At 63.7% G+C, this 16506-nt stretch carries 15 protein-coding genes; 7 read left to right on the top strand and 8 right to left on the bottom strand.

The features are described from left to right. Positions 1-20: 20 nt before the first annotated feature. The 4 genes from MUY37_RS06045 to MUY37_RS06030 all read right to left on the bottom strand — a co-directional run bounded on the left by MUY37_RS06045 (position 21) and on the right by MUY37_RS06030 (position 2855). Positions 21-266 (bottom strand): accessory factor UbiK family protein, encoded by a 246-nt coding sequence (locus tag MUY37_RS06045; RefSeq protein WP_499194474.1) that lies wholly within the window; start codon positions 264-266, stop codon positions 21-23. Between the two features lie 199 nt (positions 267-465). Further along, the gene (locus MUY37_RS06040; protein WP_499194473.1) at positions 466-1014 is read right to left on the bottom strand and encodes a TspO/MBR family protein; all 549 of its coding nucleotides are present in this window, start codon (positions 1012-1014) and stop codon (positions 466-468) included. Positions 1015-1113: 99 nt separating this feature from the next. Then, entirely contained in the window at positions 1114-1836 is a 723-nt protein-coding gene (locus MUY37_RS06035; protein WP_499195120.1) for an SDR family oxidoreductase, read from the bottom strand. Then, complete coding sequence (locus tag MUY37_RS06030) at positions 1836-2855, bottom strand: NAD-dependent epimerase/dehydratase family protein (RefSeq protein WP_499194472.1); 1020 nt, start codon at positions 2853-2855, stop codon at positions 1836-1838. Before MUY37_RS06030 ends, MUY37_RS06035 begins: the two co-directional genes overlap by 1 nt. Before the next feature lie 71 nt (positions 2856-2926). Here MUY37_RS06030 and MUY37_RS06025 point away from each other — a divergent pair, with 71 nt between their 5' ends. Next, a complete protein-coding gene (locus MUY37_RS06025; protein ID WP_499194471.1) occupies positions 2927-4024 on the top strand; it encodes an NAD(P)/FAD-dependent oxidoreductase in 1098 nt (365 codons plus the stop codon). A 70-nt stretch (positions 4025-4094) separates the two neighbouring features. Here MUY37_RS06025 and gorA read toward each other — a convergent pair whose 3' ends face one another. Next, complete coding sequence (gene gorA / locus MUY37_RS06020; protein WP_499194470.1) at positions 4095-5447, bottom strand: glutathione-disulfide reductase; 1353 nt, start codon at positions 5445-5447, stop codon at positions 4095-4097. 94 nt (positions 5448-5541) lie between these two features. Further along, positions 5542-6912: a DEAD/DEAH box helicase gene (locus MUY37_RS06015; protein ID WP_499194469.1), complete on the bottom strand. Its 1371-nt coding sequence runs from the start codon at positions 6910-6912 to the stop codon at positions 5542-5544. 271 nt (positions 6913-7183) lie between these two features. Here MUY37_RS06015 and MUY37_RS06010 point away from each other — a divergent pair, with 271 nt between their 5' ends. Together MUY37_RS06010 and MUY37_RS06005 are read left to right on the top strand one after the other, a co-directional pair. Beyond that, the gene (locus tag MUY37_RS06010; protein ID WP_499194468.1) at positions 7184-7975 is read left to right on the top strand and encodes an alpha/beta fold hydrolase; all 792 of its coding nucleotides are present in this window, start codon (positions 7184-7186) and stop codon (positions 7973-7975) included. After that, positions 7962-9083, top strand: a complete 1122-nt coding sequence (locus MUY37_RS06005) for a PAS domain-containing sensor histidine kinase (RefSeq protein ID WP_499194467.1) — start codon at positions 7962-7964, stop codon at positions 9081-9083. Before MUY37_RS06010 ends, MUY37_RS06005 begins: the two co-directional genes overlap by 14 nt. Here the strand turns inward: MUY37_RS06005 and pgi are convergent. Beyond that, a complete protein-coding gene (gene pgi, locus MUY37_RS06000) occupies positions 9080-10630 on the bottom strand; it encodes a glucose-6-phosphate isomerase (RefSeq protein ID WP_499194466.1) in 1551 nt (516 codons plus the stop codon). The genes MUY37_RS06005 and pgi overlap by 4 nt on opposite strands. 67 nt (positions 10631-10697) lie before the next feature. Between pgi and lepB the strand changes: the two genes are divergently transcribed. The 4 genes from lepB to MUY37_RS05980 are packed head-to-tail and all read left to right on the top strand — an operon-like array spanning position 10698 to position 14449. After that, complete coding sequence (gene lepB, locus MUY37_RS05995; RefSeq protein WP_499194465.1) at positions 10698-11594, top strand: signal peptidase I; 897 nt, start codon at positions 10698-10700, stop codon at positions 11592-11594. Next, positions 11591-12262, top strand: coding sequence for a ribonuclease III (gene rnc / locus MUY37_RS05990; protein WP_499194464.1), 672 nt, complete (start codon positions 11591-11593; stop codon positions 12260-12262). The genes lepB and rnc overlap by 4 nt, the downstream gene beginning before the upstream one ends. Next, positions 12259-13173 (top strand): GTPase Era, encoded by a 915-nt coding sequence (era, locus tag MUY37_RS05985; protein WP_499194463.1) that lies wholly within the window; start codon positions 12259-12261, stop codon positions 13171-13173. The genes rnc and era overlap by 4 nt, the downstream gene beginning before the upstream one ends. Positions 13174-13195: 22 nt before the next feature. After that, entirely contained in the window at positions 13196-14449 is a 1254-nt protein-coding gene (locus tag MUY37_RS05980; RefSeq protein WP_499194462.1) for an MgtC/SapB family protein, read from the top strand. A 50-nt stretch (positions 14450-14499) separates the two neighbouring features. On the opposite strand, the gene MUY37_RS05975 is transcribed toward MUY37_RS05980, so the two are convergent. Further along, a complete protein-coding gene (locus tag MUY37_RS05975) occupies positions 14500-16323 on the bottom strand; it encodes a diguanylate cyclase (RefSeq protein ID WP_499194461.1) in 1824 nt (607 codons plus the stop codon). Between the last annotated feature and the right edge of the window lie 183 nt (positions 16324-16506).

Raw genomic sequence — 16506 nt, 5'->3', positions numbered from 1 at the left:
TGCCTTCGCAGGGGCGACGGTCATTTGGCTTTCGCTTCCAAAGCCGCGACGCGGGCCTTGAGGTCTTCCGCTTCTTCGCGTGCCTTGCCGGCCATCATCTTGACCGCGTCGAATTCCTCGCGGCTGACAAAATCCATCCCGCCGAAAGTTTCCTTCGCCCGCTCGCGCGCGGCATCGCGTGCCTCGCGCCCCATGCCGGCAAGCGTACCGGCCGCCGAATTGGCGAGTTTGACGAAATCGGCGATCAACGGGTTCTGGCTTTGCATGGCCGATCAAATGGTTCGTGCGGGCACTTTTGTCCAGTTTTTGTTGGGTACGCTATCGACCTCCGTCGATGGCTTGCGGCTGCACCGTCCCACGCCCCCTCCCGACCACCCATAAGATACCGTGCCGTGGGTGGACGGGAGGGGGCGTGGGCCGGTGCCGAAAGGTCAGGACGCAGGTCCTAACCCCACGCAACAAACCTTAAATCCTCACCCGCTCCACCGCGCCGTCAGGACCGCCACCATCCGCATCGGGATTGAGCTGCAAAAACTGGTAATTCAGTGCGGTCGCGAAGCAGACCCAGGCGAGATAGGGCACCAGCAGAACTGCGGCGAGTTTCCGCACGCGCCAGAACAGCGCGATGACCACCAGCAGGGAGAGCACGATTGCGACCAGCAGGAAAAGCGCCCCGGTGATCTGCTGCGCACCGAAGAACACGTAACTCCACGAAAGGTTGAGCACGAAATGCACCGCGAAAACCCATAGGGCAGCGGTGCGCCCGCGTGCGCCCCAAGCCGAAGCGACGAGCGCCACCGACAGGCCGATCATCGCATAGAGGATCGTCCAGACGATACCGAACCATTTGGGTTCGGGGTAGATATCCGGCTTTGCGAGGCTCTGGAACCAGGCGGTGTCGGGGCTGCCCAACATCCCCGCAAGGAAGCCCAGCAACACGCAAAGCGGAACCGTGAAAAGTGCCCAGCGAATGAAACTTGCGCGCAGCTGCCCGCGCGACGCCAGCATGTTCATGCAAATATCCCGTCAGCGATTCGTTTCATGCGCCTTGTGACGAGCCCTTGGCCCAGTGGCAATGCGCCGACGCGATTCGTACCCGAGTGGAGCGGTGCTTTAAAACCGCAGCATCACTTTACGCGCCAATGCCGGCGAAGCCGAGTGAACCGCCTTCAGTATCTTGACCATGCCGACATTGGCTTCCGACTGCCCCTTCTCCAGCGCGTGGACGATCTGCCGCGCGCATTCTTCGGGCGGCATCTTCTTGTTGGTGCGCCCGGCAGTCATCTGGGTGTCGACCACCGGCGGCAGCGCCTCGATTACCGCGACATTCGTATCGGCCAGTTGCGCGCGGATCGCCTGCGTATAGCTGCGCAGCGCCGCCTTGGTCGCGCAATAGACCGGCCCGCCCGCGCGCGGCGCGATGGCAAGCCCGCTGGTGACATTGACGATCGCCGCCTCGGGCCGCTTCTTCAGCCGCGGAACAAGCGCGGTAATCAGCCGGATCGGCGTGTTGAGATTGGTATAGATGCAATCGTCCGCCGCATCCGCATCGGGCGCGGCTTCGCGGAAATCGTGGTCGACCCCCTGGCCGGCATTGTTGACCAGCACATCGATGATGCGGTCTCCGAGCGCATGAAGAATGCGCTCGGCGCCGAGCGGGGTGTGAAGATCCGCCTCCACCGCCTCGAACCCGCGCTTGCGCATCGCCTCCAGCCGCTTGAGCGAACGCCCGGTCACGATCACCTCGGCACCCTTGTCCCTGAGCTGGAGCGCCATCTGCTCGCCGATACCCGCTGTGCCTCCGGTGAGGAGCACGCGCTTGCCATTCATGTCCATCAAGCTTTCACGATCCCCTTTTCGACGAGACTGCGCACGGTGTCTTCCAGCGTCTGTTCGGCTGGAATGAAGGTGAAGCCGAGCGCCTCCTCGGTATGCTTGCCCGACACATCGCGAACATTGCCGAGTTCGCCCTTGATCTGTTTCATCTCGTCCATGAACAGCGCGAGCACTCTGACCAGCCAGTCGGGCATCGGGCGCCTGGGCACCTTGCCCGCATGTTCGGGTACACGTGCGCGGACCACATCGGCCATTTCGCGAATCCACATGAACTTCTCGCTGGTAGGGAAACGCTCGCCGCGCACCTTTTCCGCCGGAGCCTCAATCGCGCGCACATGCGCTTCGGCCACGTCGCGCACATCGGTCACGCAAATGCCCATGTCGGGGATCAGGGGGATCGAACCGTCGATGATCTTTTTCACCAACTCGACACTGGTCGACATATCGTCGTTATAGACCGGGCCGAAAACGGCCACCGGATTGATCGAGCAGAACGCCATGTCGGGTGCGTGCGCCGCCACCCAGTCGCGCGCGGCGCGCTCGGCCACGGTCTTGCTCTCGATATAGGGCGGCACGTCAGCATCGAGATTGGTCCAGTCATGGTGGTCGAAATGGTTCTTTTCCGGATGGCCATAGGCGATGGCCGCCGCGCTGCTGGTCTGGACGAAGCGCGCAATCCCCGCCGCATGCGCGAATTTCAGGGCGCGCAGCGTGCCTTCTCTCGCGGGAACGATCAGGTCGTTCTTGTTCTTCGGTACGCTCAGCGGGAAGGGCGATGCGACATGCGCCACCGCATCGCAGCCGACATTGGCCTCGGCCCAGCCATCGTCGCTCATCAGATCGGCCTGGAAGACGCTCAGCCGTTCGCCCGCCCGCGGCCAGCGTGCGCGCAGCCTGGGCTCGCTCTTTGCCAGATTCCTGACCGTAGTGTGGACGCTGTGGCCCTTGGCCAGCAACCGTTCGATCACTTCACCGCCGATATATCCCGTTCCGCCGGTTACCAGTACGGTGCCTGCCATCTGCCCGCTCCCCATCGCGCGTATTTTGCGGCAGGTTAGGCGGATTGAATGCAACGGGCAACGGAGGCGGAATGGACACGGTCGATTTCCTCGTGGTGGGTGCGGGGATTGCGGGGCTTTCTGCAGCGGCGCGCCTCGCCCGGCACGGACGCACCGTAGTATGCGAGGCGGAGGCTGCCCCCGGCGTCCATTCCTCGGGCCGCAGCGCCGCCTTCGCCCATTTCGACATGGAGGCTCCGCTGGTGCGCGCGTTGACCGCGGCGAGCATTCCGCTGATGGAACCGCCGGGCGCGCACCCCCACCCCGCGCTGTTCATCGCGCTGGCGGGACAGGACAAGATGCTGGACCGGCTCGAGGCGACTTACCGCGAATGGGTTTCACAGGTTCAGCGCCTGTCGGTCGCCGAGACGCGCGCTATCGTTCCAATACTGCGCGAGGATGCGATCGTCGGTGCGCTGCTCGACGGGGATGGCCGCAAGCTCGATGCGCATGCCCTGCTCGAAACCCACCGCAAGGCGCTGGCTGGCGCGGGCGGCACGCTGGCGGTCGAGGCTCCGGTGACGGCGATGCGCCACGATGGCCGGTGCTGGATCGTCGATACGCCGGGGGCGAGCTATGCCGCGCGCATGGTGGTGAATGCCGCCGGGTCCTGGGTGGACGACGTGGCGCGTCTCGCCGGTGTGCGCCCGATCGGTATCCGCCCGCTGCGGCGCACGGTCATCACCTTCGACGTGCCGCTGGACGTGTCCGCCTGGCCTTTCACCAAAACCGTCGGCCCCGGTTTCTACATCGAGCCTGAGGGAAGCGGCCGCCTGCTCGCCAGTCCGATGGACGAAGGCGAAAGCGACCCGTGCGATGCCCAGCCCGAGGAGGAGGACGTCGCGCTCGCCGCCTGGCGGGTTGAGGAGGCCACCACGCTCACGATCCCGCGCCTGGCAAGCAAGTGGGCGGGACTGCGGAGCTTTACCCCGGATCGCCTGCCCGTGGCTGGCTTCGACGTGACCGCACCGGGCTTTCTCTGGCTGGCGGGCCAGGGCGGCTTCGGCCTCCAGACCTCACCCGCCATGGCCTTGGCCACAGAAGCGCTGGCCGTGGGGGGCGAATGGCCGGAGGAATTGCAGGCAGTGGGCGTCGAACAAGCGGCGCTGGCACCGGATCGGCTGCGCTAACAGTCCCCCAAGCCACCCGCCTCCCGGTTTCTGTAGAAAGGGGACGGGCTGTGAACCGCGCAGCGCAGGGTTAGCGCATCAGCACCAGCTCTTCCGCCATCGTCGGATGGATTGCGGTGGTGGAATCGAAATCCGCCTTGGTGAGACCGGCCTTCACCGCGATGGCGGCGGCCTGCATCATTTCCGCCGCCTCCGGCGCGATCATGTGGATGCCGACGATTTCGCCGCTCTCCCCGTCGCAGACCATCTTGAACAGGCTGCGCTCGTTGCGCCCGGCCAGAACGTTCTTCATCGGGCGGAAGTCGGACTGATAGATCTTGACGCTGCCAAGCTTGTTCTTCGCCTCGCCCTCGGTCATGCCGACCGCCGCGATGGGAGGATGGCTGAAGACGGCACTGGGAATGCAGGAGTGGTCGACCGCGAGCGGATCGTGCCCGCCGAACACGGTATCGGCGAAAGCCTGCCCTTCGCGGATCGCCACCGGGGTCAATTGCACGCGATCGGTCACGTCGCCCACTGCATAGATGTGATCGACATTGGTCTTGCTGAACCGATCGACCTTGATCTCGCCATTGTCGCCCAGTTCGATTCCTGCCTTGTCGAGGCCGAGCCCTTCCACATTGGGCACACGCCCGGTAGCGAACATCACCTGGTCGACGCGCTCCTCGTCGCAATCGGTCAGCTTGACGAAATAGCCGCCATCCTCGCATGGCTTGATATATTCGAACTTCGTGTTGAACTTGAACTCGATGCCTTTCATGATCGAGATCTGCAGCAGCCGGTCGACCAGCGCCGGATCGTAGCCGCGCAGCAGCTTGTCGCTGCGGTTGACCAGCGTCACCTTGCTTCCGAACTCATTGAAGATGCCCGCGAACTCGTTGGCGATATAGCCGCCACCCGCGATGATGATGCGCCCCGGCAACTTGTCGAGATGGAACGCCTCGTTCGAGGTGATGGCATGTTCTGCACCCTCGCATTCGGGCAGGCGCGGCCGAGCGCCGGTGGCGATCAGAATGTATTTCGCCGTGACCTTCTTGCCGCTCGCCAGCGTGATCTCGTGTGGGCCGGAAATTTCGGCGCGTTCGTGGAAGATGGTTACGTCGTGGTTTTCGAGCGTGTCGGTATAGGCACCCTCGAGCCGGTCGACATCCTTCAGCACATTATCGCGCAGAACCGCCCAGTCGAATTCGCAGTTCTCGGTCTTCCAGCCGAAGTTTCGCGCATCCTTCAGATCCTCGGCGAAATGCGCGCCATAGACGAGCATCTTCTTGGGCACACAGCCGCGGATAACGCAGGTGCCGCCGACACGGTGCTCCTCGGCGATCGCGACCTTTGCCCCGTGAGCCGCCGCGACGCGGCTGGCGCGCACGCCGCCGGAACCGGCACCGATGGTGAAAAGGTCGAAATCATATTGCTCGGACATGCGGCAGCTCCGTAATTAACGCAGGCGTGCGATATGGCCCGTCATACGCATTTGCCAAGGCGGGAGTTACAGGGAAGCTGCCCCTGGCTTCGGATTAACGCCCCGCGCGGCGTCGGTTGCGATTGCGCGAAGGGCGGCTGCCGCCGGGCTTGCCACCGGGTGCACCGTCACGCTTGGGCGCACCGGCGCGGTTGGGGTGCTTGTTCTTGGGCTTGGACCGGCGCGCTGCGGCATCGCCGGTGGGGCGAACCTTGGGTTTGGCCATGCGCTGGCCCGGAGCCGCACGCTTGGTCGGCCCGACACCTTCCACCACTGCACGAAAATTGTCGGGCAGCGGCAGGCGTTCGAACTCCGCATCGGTCTTCTTGCGAATGTCCTTGAGGTAATCGCGCTCGTCCTCGGCGCAGAAAGCGATGGCGATGCCGTCCTTGCCCGCGCGCGCCGTGCGGCCGATGCGGTGGACATATTGCTCGGGCACGTTGGGAAGCTCGTAATTGAGCACGTGGCTCACGCCGGGAATATCGATCCCGCGCGCGGCTACATCGGTCGCGATCAGGATCGGGGTCTTGGCGCTGCGGAACTCGCCCAGCGCGCGTTCGCGCTGCGGCTGCGATTTATTGCCATGGATCGCGTTGGCCGGAATACCGCTCTGGCTGAGCTTCTTCACGATCCGGTCGCAGCCATGCTTGGTGCGCGCAAAAATCAGCACGCGCTCGAACTTGCCGGGCACCGGGTGCCGTTCGGACAGGATCATTTCGAGCAACGTCTGCTTTTCGTCCTGCTGGACCATGAAGAGATACTGGTCGATCCGCTCGGCGGTGGTGCTTTCGGGCGTCACCGATACCTTGACCGGATTGCGGCAATATTTACCGACCAGTTCCTGGATCTGCTTGGGCATGGTCGCGGAGAAGAACAGCGTCTGCCGGTCTTCGGGCACGAGCTGGCTGATCCGGCGCAGCGCGTGGATGAAGCCGAGGTCGAGCATCTGGTCGGCCTCGTCGAGCACCAGCACTTCGACCTTGTCGAGGGTGAAGGCCTTCTGGTCGATCAGGTCGAGCAGGCGGCCGGGCGTGGCGACGAGGATGTCGGTCCCGCGATGGAGCTTGTTGCGGTCCTTGTTGACCGAAGTGCCGCCGACGATCGAATGCACTTTGAGGCCCGCCAGCGCACCATATTCCTTCGCATTCTGGGCGATCTGCCCGGCCAGCTCACGCGTCGGGGCGAGGACCAGCATGCGGCAGGACTTGAATGGCGTCTGCCTGTCGGCTTCCCGCAGCCGGTCGATACTGGGCAGCATGAAAGCGGCGGTCTTGCCGGTGCCGGTCTGGGCGATCCCCATGAGGTCGCGCCCTTCGAGCACGGGCGGGATTGCCTGCGCCTGGATCGGCGTGGGTTCGGTATAGCCCTTGAGATCGAGGGCCTGGAGGACGGGCTGCGACAGCCCGAGGTCTGAAAACTGAGTCATGATTACTCGCATTAAACATGCGGCGCGCCCTCGGTTCCACAGACGGAATCCGGGCGCGGTCGCGGAGGTTGTAACCACCCGCGTGAATTGGGAAGTCTGAGAAAATGAACCGAGGCGCGGCCGGGGCGATGGATGTGTTGCCATCGCCGCTTCACGCTGGCTAGCGCGCTTCGATGGCGTGCATGTGGTGCAGGGCATGGTGAAAGTCAACCCGCACGGAGGTTTGCGTGGAACTTTGGAATTAACCAATGGGCTGGTAACAATCGCCCACATGATTGAGACGCGCAATAATGTCCGGGCCTTCGGCTCGGGATCGCCCACCCTCCTGTTCTCCCACGGTTTTGGCTGCGATCAGAGCATGTGGGAACCGGTGGCCAACCAGTTGGCGGATTCCTTCCGCATCGTGCTCTTCGACCATGTCGGGGCCGGACGCAGCGACCTGAGCGCATATGACAAGGCGAAGTATGCGAACCTGGACGGCTATGCGCGCGATGTCGTCGAGGTTGCGCGATCGATCGATACGCCGGATCTGGTGTTCGTCGGCCATTCGGTCAGTGCGATGATCGGCGCGCTCGCGGCCATCGAGGCGCCTGATCTCTTCAAGCAGTTAATCATGGTCGGCCCCTCGCCTCGATACATCGACGACGGCGACTATACTGGCGGCTTCGACCAACAGCAGATCGAAGAACTGCTCGAATTCCTCGACAACAACCACCTCGGCTGGTCCGCCGCCATGGGACCGGCGATCATGGGCAATCCCGACCGCCCCGAACTGGGCGAAAGGCTGACCAACAGTTTCTGCAACACCGATCCGGATATCGCGCGCGATTTTGCGCGGGCTACCTTCTTCTCGGACAATCGGGCGGATCTGTCGGCAGTGCCCGTTCCCACGCTGGTGCTGCAATGCAGCGAGGATATCATCGCTCCGGTCGAGGTCGGCAAATATGTCGCCGAGAAAGTACCCGACAGCTCGTTCGTGCAATTGGAGGCGACCGGGCACTGCCCCAACCTGAGCGCACCGGATGAAGTCGCGCAGGCAATCCGGCACTATGTCCGGACCTGACCCGACCGAGGATCTCCTCGACCTCTACGAGAACGCGCCGTGCGGCTACCTGTCGCTCGCCCCCGATTCGAAGATCTTACGGGCCAACCGGACCCTGCTCGGCTGGCTCGATCTGTCGGCCGACGATCTGGTCGGTAAACCCCTGCGAGACTTGCTCGGAACCGGTGGGCGCATTGCCTACGAAACGCACCTTGCCCCGCTGCTGCGCCTGCAGGGCTTCGTTTACGAGATCGCCCTCGACTTGAGATGCGACCACGGGCTCGTGCCCGTAATTGCCAATGCATCGGAAAAGCGGGACGAATCGGACACCCATCTTTTCACGCGTCTGACGCTGTTCCGTGCGGAAGACCGCCGAAAATACGAACGCAACCTGCTCGAGTCGAAAATCCGGGCGGAATCCGAAACCGAACAGCGCGATCGCGAGGCCGAATTGCGCGAGCAGTTCATCGCGGTCCTGGGCCACGATCTTCGTAACCCCGTGGCTGCGCTGAAAGCAGGAACCGAGCTGCTCAAGGACTCCGGCAATCTCGACACCGAAGATCGTGAAATCGTCACCCAAATGGACTCAACGATCGACCGCGCCATCGAGCTGATCAACAATGTCATGGATTTCGCCCGTGGCAGGCTGGGATCGGGTATCTCGCTCGATCTCCAGAGGGCGCCGGACCTGGACAGGAAGCTGGAAACCGTCATTGTCGAAGCGAAAACGGCAAGGCCGGATCGCGACATCCGCAGCGAGATTGCGATCGGGAGATCGGTGGAGTGCGATCCCGACCGTTTGGCCCAGCTCCTTTCGAATCTTGTTTCGAACGCCCTGCATCACGGCCGACACGATGCCCCGGTCATGGTGAAGGCAATAACGACGCGGGACGAATTGGAAATCTCGGTCACGAATTCGGGCACGCCCATTCCTGCCCATGTCCTCAAGACTTTGTTTCAGCCCTTCGATCGCGGCTCGAAACAGGGCAATCACGATGGCCTGGGACTGGGCCTGTTCATCGTCGACCAGATCGCCACGGCGCATGGTGGACGGATGGAGGTCGCCTCGGATGAGGGCGGGACAACCTTCAAGCTCGTCATCCCGTCCAAGGAAAGCGAACAGCGCTAGGCCAACCCAGCCGCCTTCACCAGCGCATCGGTGCTGGCATCGAATTCCTCGCCGCCCTTTTCGATCGCCTTGGCCATCGCCTTGCCTAGTTCGACGCCGAACTGGTCGAAGGGGTTGATGCCCATCAGCACGGCATTGGCGAAGGTGCGGTGTTCGTGGAAGGCGATGAGCGCGCCCAACGCAGCGGCGTCGAGATCGTCGCACAGGATCGTCGCCGAGGGGCGGTCGCCGGGATAGTTGCGCGCGGGGTCCTCTCCCGCCTTGCCCGCCATCAACGCCGCGCCTTGCGCAAAGCAGTTCATCAGCAGGATGCGGTGGTGCGCAGGGTCGAGCTCGTCGCCCGGTGCCACACTGGCGATGAAATCCACGGGGATAAGGTGCGTGCCCTGGTGGAGGAGCTGGAACACCGCGTGCTGCGCGTCGGTGCCCACCCCGCCCCAGGTAATCGGCGCGGTCGGGCCATCGACGGGCTGCATGTCGGCGGTAACGCGCTTGCCGTTGCTCTCCATCTCGAGCTGCTGGAGATAGTCGGGAAACAGGCCGAGCCGCTCGTCATAGGCGAAGACCGCGCGCGTCTGGCAGCCGCGCACACGGCTGTAGTAGAGATCGGCAAAACTCGCGCGCAGCACGAGGTTCGCCGCGCCGTCCGTGTCGCGGAAATGCTCGTCCACTGCCTTGGCGCCCGCCAGCATGGCGCGGAAATCGTCCATGCCGACCGCCATCGCGATGGGAAAGCCGATCGACGACCAGATCGAATAGCGCCCGCCAACGCTTTCCTGGAACGGCAGGATGCGCGTCTCGTCGACGCCCCATTCGACCGCGCCTTCGGGATTGGCGGTGAGTGCGATCACGCGGCCGCCGGGGTCCGATACGCCATTGTCGGCAAGCCATTTGAGCGCCGACTGGGCGTTGGTCATGGTTTCGATCGTGGTGAAGGTCTTGCTGGCCACAGCGATCAGCGTCTTGGCCGGATCGCATTTGGCAAAGGCTGCCTCGAGCGCGACCCCATCGATGTTCGAGACCACGTGGACATCGCAATAGGACAGGTCGCGAGAAAGCGCATCGACGCCCAGCGCCGGACCCAGCGCGCTGCCGCCGATGCCGATATGGATCAGATGCTCCACCTCGCCCAGCGCACCCTGATGGATCGCGCCCACCAGCATGCCCATGCGGTCGATCAGCGCCATCGCCTCTTCCACCTTGGCCTCGTCGCCCGTGCCGCGCAGCGTCGCGTGGTCGGCGGCGCGCCCCTCGGTCGGGTTGACCACCTCGCCGCCGAACAGCTTGGCGCGCATGCCGGCGAAATCCATCGCCTCGGCCAGCTCCTCGAACGCCGCGATTACCGCGCGGTCGAGATGCGTCTTCGACCAGTCGAACAGAATACCGCCTTCTTCCAGCTCGATCCGGCCCGACAGCATCGCCACGCGCTCCGCCCCGCCCGGTTCGTCCGCGCCCTCGCCGCCGTCGCGCACCGCGCTGAACAGCTCACCCAGCGTCGGGCGCGGCAGGTTTTCGAGCTTGTCCCAGATCGCGGCGGAAGAAGTCATGTCTCAAAAATCCTTTCGTGTGCGCAGGTCGGCGACTAGGGACTTCGGCGATGATTGAGAACCCCGCATGACAGAGCAAGCGCTGGATACGAATTCGAGCCCCGCACCCGCCAAGGACGAACCCGAGAAGGAAACGCTCGGCAGTTTCCTGTGGTTTGTGGCCAAGCTGGTGATCGCAGTGCTGATTTTCCGCAGCTTCATTTTTTCGCCCTTTACGATTCCGTCGGAATCGATGCTGCCGAACCTGCGCAATGGTGACTACCTTGTCGCGGCCAAATGGCCCTATGGCTATTCTAGGCTCTCGCTGCCGGGTGAAGTGGCCTTGTGGGAGGGGCGCCTTTTCGCCGACCTGCCGGAGCGCGGAGATGTTGCGATTTTCAAGCATCCGGTGACCGGGGCGGATTACGTGAAGCGCGTGATCGGCCTGCCCGGAGATACGATCGCCACCCGTGATGGCGTGGTGATCCTCAATGGCGAGCCGCTGCCCAGGGAAGCGGCGGGCTATGCCGACATTCCGATGAGCGCCAATACGAGCTGCCGCCGCGATGGCGGCATCGTGGTCGACGGCACGATCTGCCGCTATCGCCAGTTCCGCGAGACGCTGCCTTCGGGCAGAAGCTACATGACTATCGATTTCGGCCCGGTCGGGGCGCGGTTGCTTACCGATGGCGCGGGCGGTTTCGTCACCAATTCGCGCGGCCAGCCCCTGCGGATCGACCCCGACAATTTCGACCCCGTAATCGTCCCCGAAGGTCAGCTTTTCATGATGGGCGATAATCGCGACAACTCGCTCGACAGCCGCTTTCCCCCCGTGCCCGATGGCGGTGTGGGTCTGGTGGATGCAGACCTGCTGGTCGGCCGCGCCAGCCGTGTGCTGTGGTCCACCGATGGCAGCGCGCAGTGGCTGCTGCCCTGGACCTGGTTCACCGCCGCGCGCTGGGACCGGATCGGAAGCGACATATGAGCGCCCTCGCCCCTGAAACCCGCGAATGGCTGGCGAAGACCGGCTTTACCGTGAAAGACGAGGCGCTGTGGTTCGCCGCTTTCACGCATGGAAGCATGGGCGAAAAGCGCGACTACGAACGGCTGGAATTCCTCGGCGACCGTGTGCTCGGCCTGTCCATTGCCGATTGGCTCTATGCGCAAAGCGATGCGCCGGAGGGCAAGCTCGCCCAGCGTCTCAACGCGATCGTCAGCCGCGCAATGTGCGCGACCATTGCGCGCGGTGTCGGCCTGGCACCGCATATCCGCATTTCCAAGCAAGCCAGCAGCGACGGTGGCCGCGATAGCGACAATATCCTCGGCGACGTAATGGAAGCGCTGCTCGGCGCGCAGTTCCTCGATAACGGGTTCGATGCCTCGCGCGATCTCGTCCGCCTGCTCTGGCGCCCGGCGCTCGAAAGCGGTGCGGGCAAGTCGAAACATCCCAAGAGCGCGTTGCAGGAATGGGCTGCGGGCAATCAGCGCAAGCCGCCCGAATACGAGCTGATCGACCGTTCCGGCCCCGATCATGCGGCGCGCTTTACCGTGCGGGTCAGTGTGCACAGGGTCGGCAAGGCGGAAGGCACCGCAGGCAGCAAGCAGGAAGCGGAAAAGGAAGCGGCACGCAAATTCATGGAGAAATTCGGGTGAGTGATACGCAAACCAGATGCGGCGTCGTCGCCGTCCTCGGCGCGCCCAATGCGGGCAAGAGCACGCTGGTCAACCAATTGGTCGGCCAAAAGGTCGCGATCACCAGCGCCAAGGCGCAGACCACCCGCGCGCGGATGATGGGCATCGCGCTGCACACAAGCGACGATGCGGAAACGCAGATGATCCTGGTCGATACGCCGGGCATCTTCGCGCCCAAGCGGCGGCTCGACCGCGCGATGGTCAGCGCGGCCTGGGAAGGCGCGGAAGCCGCCGATGCCGTTCTGCTGCTGGTCGACCCGGTCAAGCAGCGGCGCCATGAACTCGAACCGCTGATCGAACAGATCGCAGGGCGACCGGAACGCAAGATACTCGTCCTCAACAAGGTCGATGTGGCGAAGAAGGAACCGCTGCTGGCGCTGGCGCAGGAACTGACCGAAAAAGCGCAATTCGAGGACATATACTTCGTGTCCGCGCTGACCGGCGACGGCGTACCCGAGATGAAGGACGCGCTCGCCGCGATGATGCCGGAAGGCCCGTGGATGTATCCCGAGGACCAGGTTTCGGATGCCAGCGAGCGCCTGCTCGCCACCGAGATTACCCGTGAACAGCTCTATCAGCAGCTTCACGAGGAACTGCCCTATGACAGCGCCGTTCGCCCGGAAAAATACATCCAGCGCAAGGATGGCAGTGTCGAGATTCACCAGCAGATCGTGGTCATGCGCGACAATCAGCGCGCCATCGTGCTCGGCAAGGGCGGCAGCCGGATCAAGGAAATCGGCAAGGCCGCGCGCGAGGAACTCTCCGAATTGCTCGGCCAGAAGGTCCATCTCTTCCTTCACGTGAAGACCGACGAGCGCTGGAGCGAGGACAAGGAAATGTTCGAGGAAATGGGGCTCGACTGGAAGAGCTGAGCTGGGAGATTTTCCGCTGGACATGCTTGCGTCCCACTTCGTACCCCAGGTCGCCGCAGCGCTCGCGGTCGGGCTGCTGATCGGAATCGAACGCGGCTGGAAGCTGCGCGACGAGACGCCGGGAATGCGGGTTGCGGGCATAAGGACCTTCACCCTGCTCGGCATGACAGCGGGGCTAGGCGGTACCATCGGCCTGCTGGGATACCCCGTCGTCTCGGGTATCGTTTTCGCGGTCGCCGCGGCACTGGTGGCCATCGGCTATTCGCGCTCGGTGCTCGACACCGGCAGGCCCGACGCGACCAGCGCGGTGGCCGCCATGCTGACGCTCGGATTGGGGTTCCTCGCGGGGATCGGCGAAGAGGCGCTGGCGGTTGCGGGTGCGGCGGTGGTCACACTGATCCTTGCGCTGCGCACCGAGGCCCATCGCTGGGTCGGCGCGCTCGACGAGGCCGACATCAAGGCCTTCGCCCGCTATGCGGTCATCGCGCTGGCGGTGCTGCCCTTCCTGCCCGAAGGCCGCTACGGCCCATACGACGCCTGGGAGCCGCGCGTCTTGTGGCTGGTGGTCGTCATCGTCACCGGCTTTTCCTTCGTCGGCTATGTCGCCAACCGCATGTTCGGCGCGCGCCGGGGAACGATCGCCACTGCGGTGATCGGCGGGGCCTACAGTTCCACGGCGGTCACCCATTCCTTCGCCCAGCGCCTCGGATCGGGCCTGGGCGGCGGCGCGGAGAATGCGGGGATCGCGCTGGCCAGCGCGGTCATGTACCTACGCGTCATCATCCTCGTCGCGGTGCTCGCAACCAGCCTGCTCGAACCGTTCGTGGTGGTGGTGGCGCCCGCGCTGATCGCCGGCTTCGCGGCGAGCTACTGGCTCTACCGCAAGGCCCCCAGCACGACCGGACCGGCACCGCCTGGCAACCCCATCGCCATGCTGCCCGCCCTGACCTTCGTCGCCTTCGTTGCCCTTGCCGCAGTGGCCGCGCGCTGGGCGCAAGGCGAATTCGGCGAACAGGGCATCGCCATCCTGCTGCTGCTGATGGGCAGCATGGATGTCGATGCAGCCATCGTGACCGCAGGTGGGCTCGAACCGGGAACAATTTCGCCTGCCCTTGCCGCGCTGGCTATCGCGGGCACGATCCTCGCCAATATGAGCGTGAAGCTCGGCGTGACCGTGGCCTTTGGCAGGCACGAGGCACGGCCCGCCGCCATCGCCTTGGCGGCAAGCATGGTGGCATTGGCGGCAAGCCTCGTCTTCGGCTACGCAAGACTATGAAGCATATTGGCGACCAGGTCTGCGATCAGTGGGCGGTGCGCCGGTCGGGATCAACCCGTTTGCAGGGTGCTTCCCCTCACCTCCCGCCGACACTGGGCCAGTTCGACTCGGTCGCGCCCACCCTCCTTCGCGCGGTACAGCGCGGCATCCGCAGCTTGGACCATCTGGCTCAGATCGCAATGTTCCGGAACGCTGGCAACGCCGATCGATATCGTGATCCGGCCGAGCCGTTCGCCGTCATGGTGAAGATTGAGCGCGGCGATTCGCGAACGAATGTCTTCCGCGCGGGCCGCCGCCTGCTCGCTGTCGAAATCCGGCAATAACATCACAAACTCCTCGCCACCGTAGCGGAAGGCGAATTCGGGCTCGCGCGTCGCTTCGCGCAGGACCTTGCCCACTTCGCTCAGCACGAGATCGCCGGCCTCGTGGCCGAAACGGTCGTTGAAGCTTTTGAAATGATCGACGTCCAGAATCAGGCAAGTCATTCGCCCGGCGGCGTCCCCCTCGCCAGTGCGGAGCTTTTCCATGACGTGATCGAAGTTGCGGCGATTGGAAAGGCCGGTCAGCGTATCGTGCATGGCCATCTTTCGAAGCGCGTCGCGCAATTTGAGATTCGCCAGGGCCAGGCTGATGTTTTCGGCCAGCATCTCGATATAGTTGGCCGGCGTCGGCGATCCGCCTTCGCTGTGATCGCGGACTTCAAGATAGAGCAGTCCAAGCGTTTCGTTCTGAGCCATCAACGGCAGGCAAAGCGAATCGGATATTTCCCCATCCGCTAATGCGAGATGCTGACAAGGCACATCTACTCCGTCGCTTTGTGGCCTGTGCGGCATTCCGCGCCGCAAAGCCCAGCAGGATGAGGGGGCGAATTCGGCCTGGGAGTGTATCGGTTCCTGCCAGGTGCAGGCCTCGACCATCGCATTGCGGGATTCATCGAAAAGGTAAAGACGTCCGGCCCGCCCCGGGTCGATCTCCGGCACGAACCGCCGCACTACGTCTTCGAAGTCTTCCAGCGTATCGCAGCTCTGCATGCGCTGGGTCATGCGCGAAAGCAGTTCGCGAAGGGCGCTGTCGGCATCGCGTTCGGCCTGAAGCCGCTGCCGCGCCAAGCCGTTTTCGCGGAAAACGCGGATAGCCTGCGCCATGTCCCCGATTTCGTCGATCTGGTTCACTTCGGGTAGCTCGGTCGCATAATCCTCGGCGGCTAACCGGCTGACCACATCGCTCAGCCTGACCACGGGATGCAGCACGCGGCGCTTGAAAATGAAGTACAGCACGCACAGAAACAGCAGACCAGTGATCGCCAGCACGATTTCAGCCAGCAATTTCCACATGGCCGCGATTGCCGCCGCTTCGTTCACCACTCTTTCTATGCGCCCGTCGAGCTGGTTCTGAAAACGCTGCACCAGCATTTCGGCGCGGTTCAGTTCGCGCTCGTATTCCGGGCCGAACAGGATCTGCCGCGCGCGCTCCTCGTTGCCCTGTTCGTAGGCGGCGATCGCTGCGACTTGTTCATCATGCAGCGTATCCGCCCAGCGGATCGCTTCGGCCAACGTGGCAAGTTCATTCTGGCTGGCACCGGCATCGCCGATATGTTCGATCCGCCGCTCAACCGATTCCAGTTCTTCCTCGTCGCGGCGATAGACCACGGCGTAGGTCTCATCGCCCGTATTGACGTATTGCCGCGCATGCTCGCTCATGGCGTAGATGTCCCGGCCGAGCCGGGAGGTGGCCTCGTCGAGCTGATGGCGCTGTTCGACAGCGGCCCGTTCGAGATCATGCGCATTCGATGCCAGCAGCATCATAACGCCGGATACGACCGTCAAGGCGACGGTCGCGCCGTAGGCTACATTGGTGATGGTTGCCAATCGCATGGCTGCCTTATGGCAGGGAAGACCAACCGAAGCGTTAAGGCCGAGTGGGTATGGTTCCTGACGCGGTATTCAGCCAGGAACCTTCAACCACACCCACCTCACGCAGTAGGCTTCACTTTCGCCGCCGCAGCCGATGGACTCGAAACGGACTTGAACATGCCGCGCCGCCAGTCAGCCTCGGTT

It is taken from the genome of Qipengyuania sp. ABI-127-1 (assembly GCA_022953095.1).
GTDB lineage: Bacteria > Pseudomonadota > Alphaproteobacteria > Sphingomonadales > Sphingomonadaceae > Qipengyuania.
This window is presented reverse-complemented; position numbering and strand designations above follow the sequence as displayed.

What these genes read in the sequence shown, in the direction of transcription:
- MUY37_RS05975 (WP_499194461.1), bottom strand. Translation starts at nt 16,323, where the DNA reads ATGCGATTGGCAACCATCACCAATGTAGCCTACGGCGCGACCGTCGCC.
- MUY37_RS06040 (WP_499194473.1), bottom strand. Translation starts at nt 1,014, where the DNA reads ATGAACATGCTGGCGTCGCGCGGGCAGCTGCGCGCAAGTTTCATTCGC.
- MUY37_RS06035 (WP_499195120.1), bottom strand. Translation starts at nt 1,836, where the DNA reads ATGGACATGAATGGCAAGCGCGTGCTCCTCACCGGAGGCACAGCGGGT.
- MUY37_RS06015 (WP_499194469.1), bottom strand. Translation starts at nt 6,912, where the DNA reads ATGACTCAGTTTTCAGACCTCGGGCTGTCGCAGCCCGTCCTCCAGGCC.
- pgi (WP_499194466.1), bottom strand. Translation starts at nt 10,630, where the DNA reads ATGACTTCTTCCGCCGCGATCTGGGACAAGCTCGAAAACCTGCCGCGC.
- MUY37_RS05980 (WP_499194462.1), top strand. Translation starts at nt 13,196, where the DNA reads ATGCTTGCGTCCCACTTCGTACCCCAGGTCGCCGCAGCGCTCGCGGTC.
- MUY37_RS06010 (WP_499194468.1), top strand. Translation starts at nt 7,184, where the DNA reads ATGATTGAGACGCGCAATAATGTCCGGGCCTTCGGCTCGGGATCGCCC.
- gorA (WP_499194470.1), bottom strand. Translation starts at nt 5,447, where the DNA reads ATGTCCGAGCAATATGATTTCGACCTTTTCACCATCGGTGCCGGTTCC.
- MUY37_RS06005 (WP_499194467.1), top strand. Translation starts at nt 7,962, where the DNA reads ATGTCCGGACCTGACCCGACCGAGGATCTCCTCGACCTCTACGAGAAC.
- MUY37_RS06030 (WP_499194472.1), bottom strand. Translation starts at nt 2,855, where the DNA reads ATGGCAGGCACCGTACTGGTAACCGGCGGAACGGGATATATCGGCGGT.
- MUY37_RS06045 (WP_499194474.1), bottom strand. Translation starts at nt 266, where the DNA reads ATGCAAAGCCAGAACCCGTTGATCGCCGATTTCGTCAAACTCGCCAAT.
- rnc (WP_499194464.1), top strand. Translation starts at nt 11,591, where the DNA reads ATGAGCGCCCTCGCCCCTGAAACCCGCGAATGGCTGGCGAAGACCGGC.
- lepB (WP_499194465.1), top strand. Translation starts at nt 10,698, where the DNA reads ATGACAGAGCAAGCGCTGGATACGAATTCGAGCCCCGCACCCGCCAAG.
- MUY37_RS06025 (WP_499194471.1), top strand. Translation starts at nt 2,927, where the DNA reads ATGGACACGGTCGATTTCCTCGTGGTGGGTGCGGGGATTGCGGGGCTT.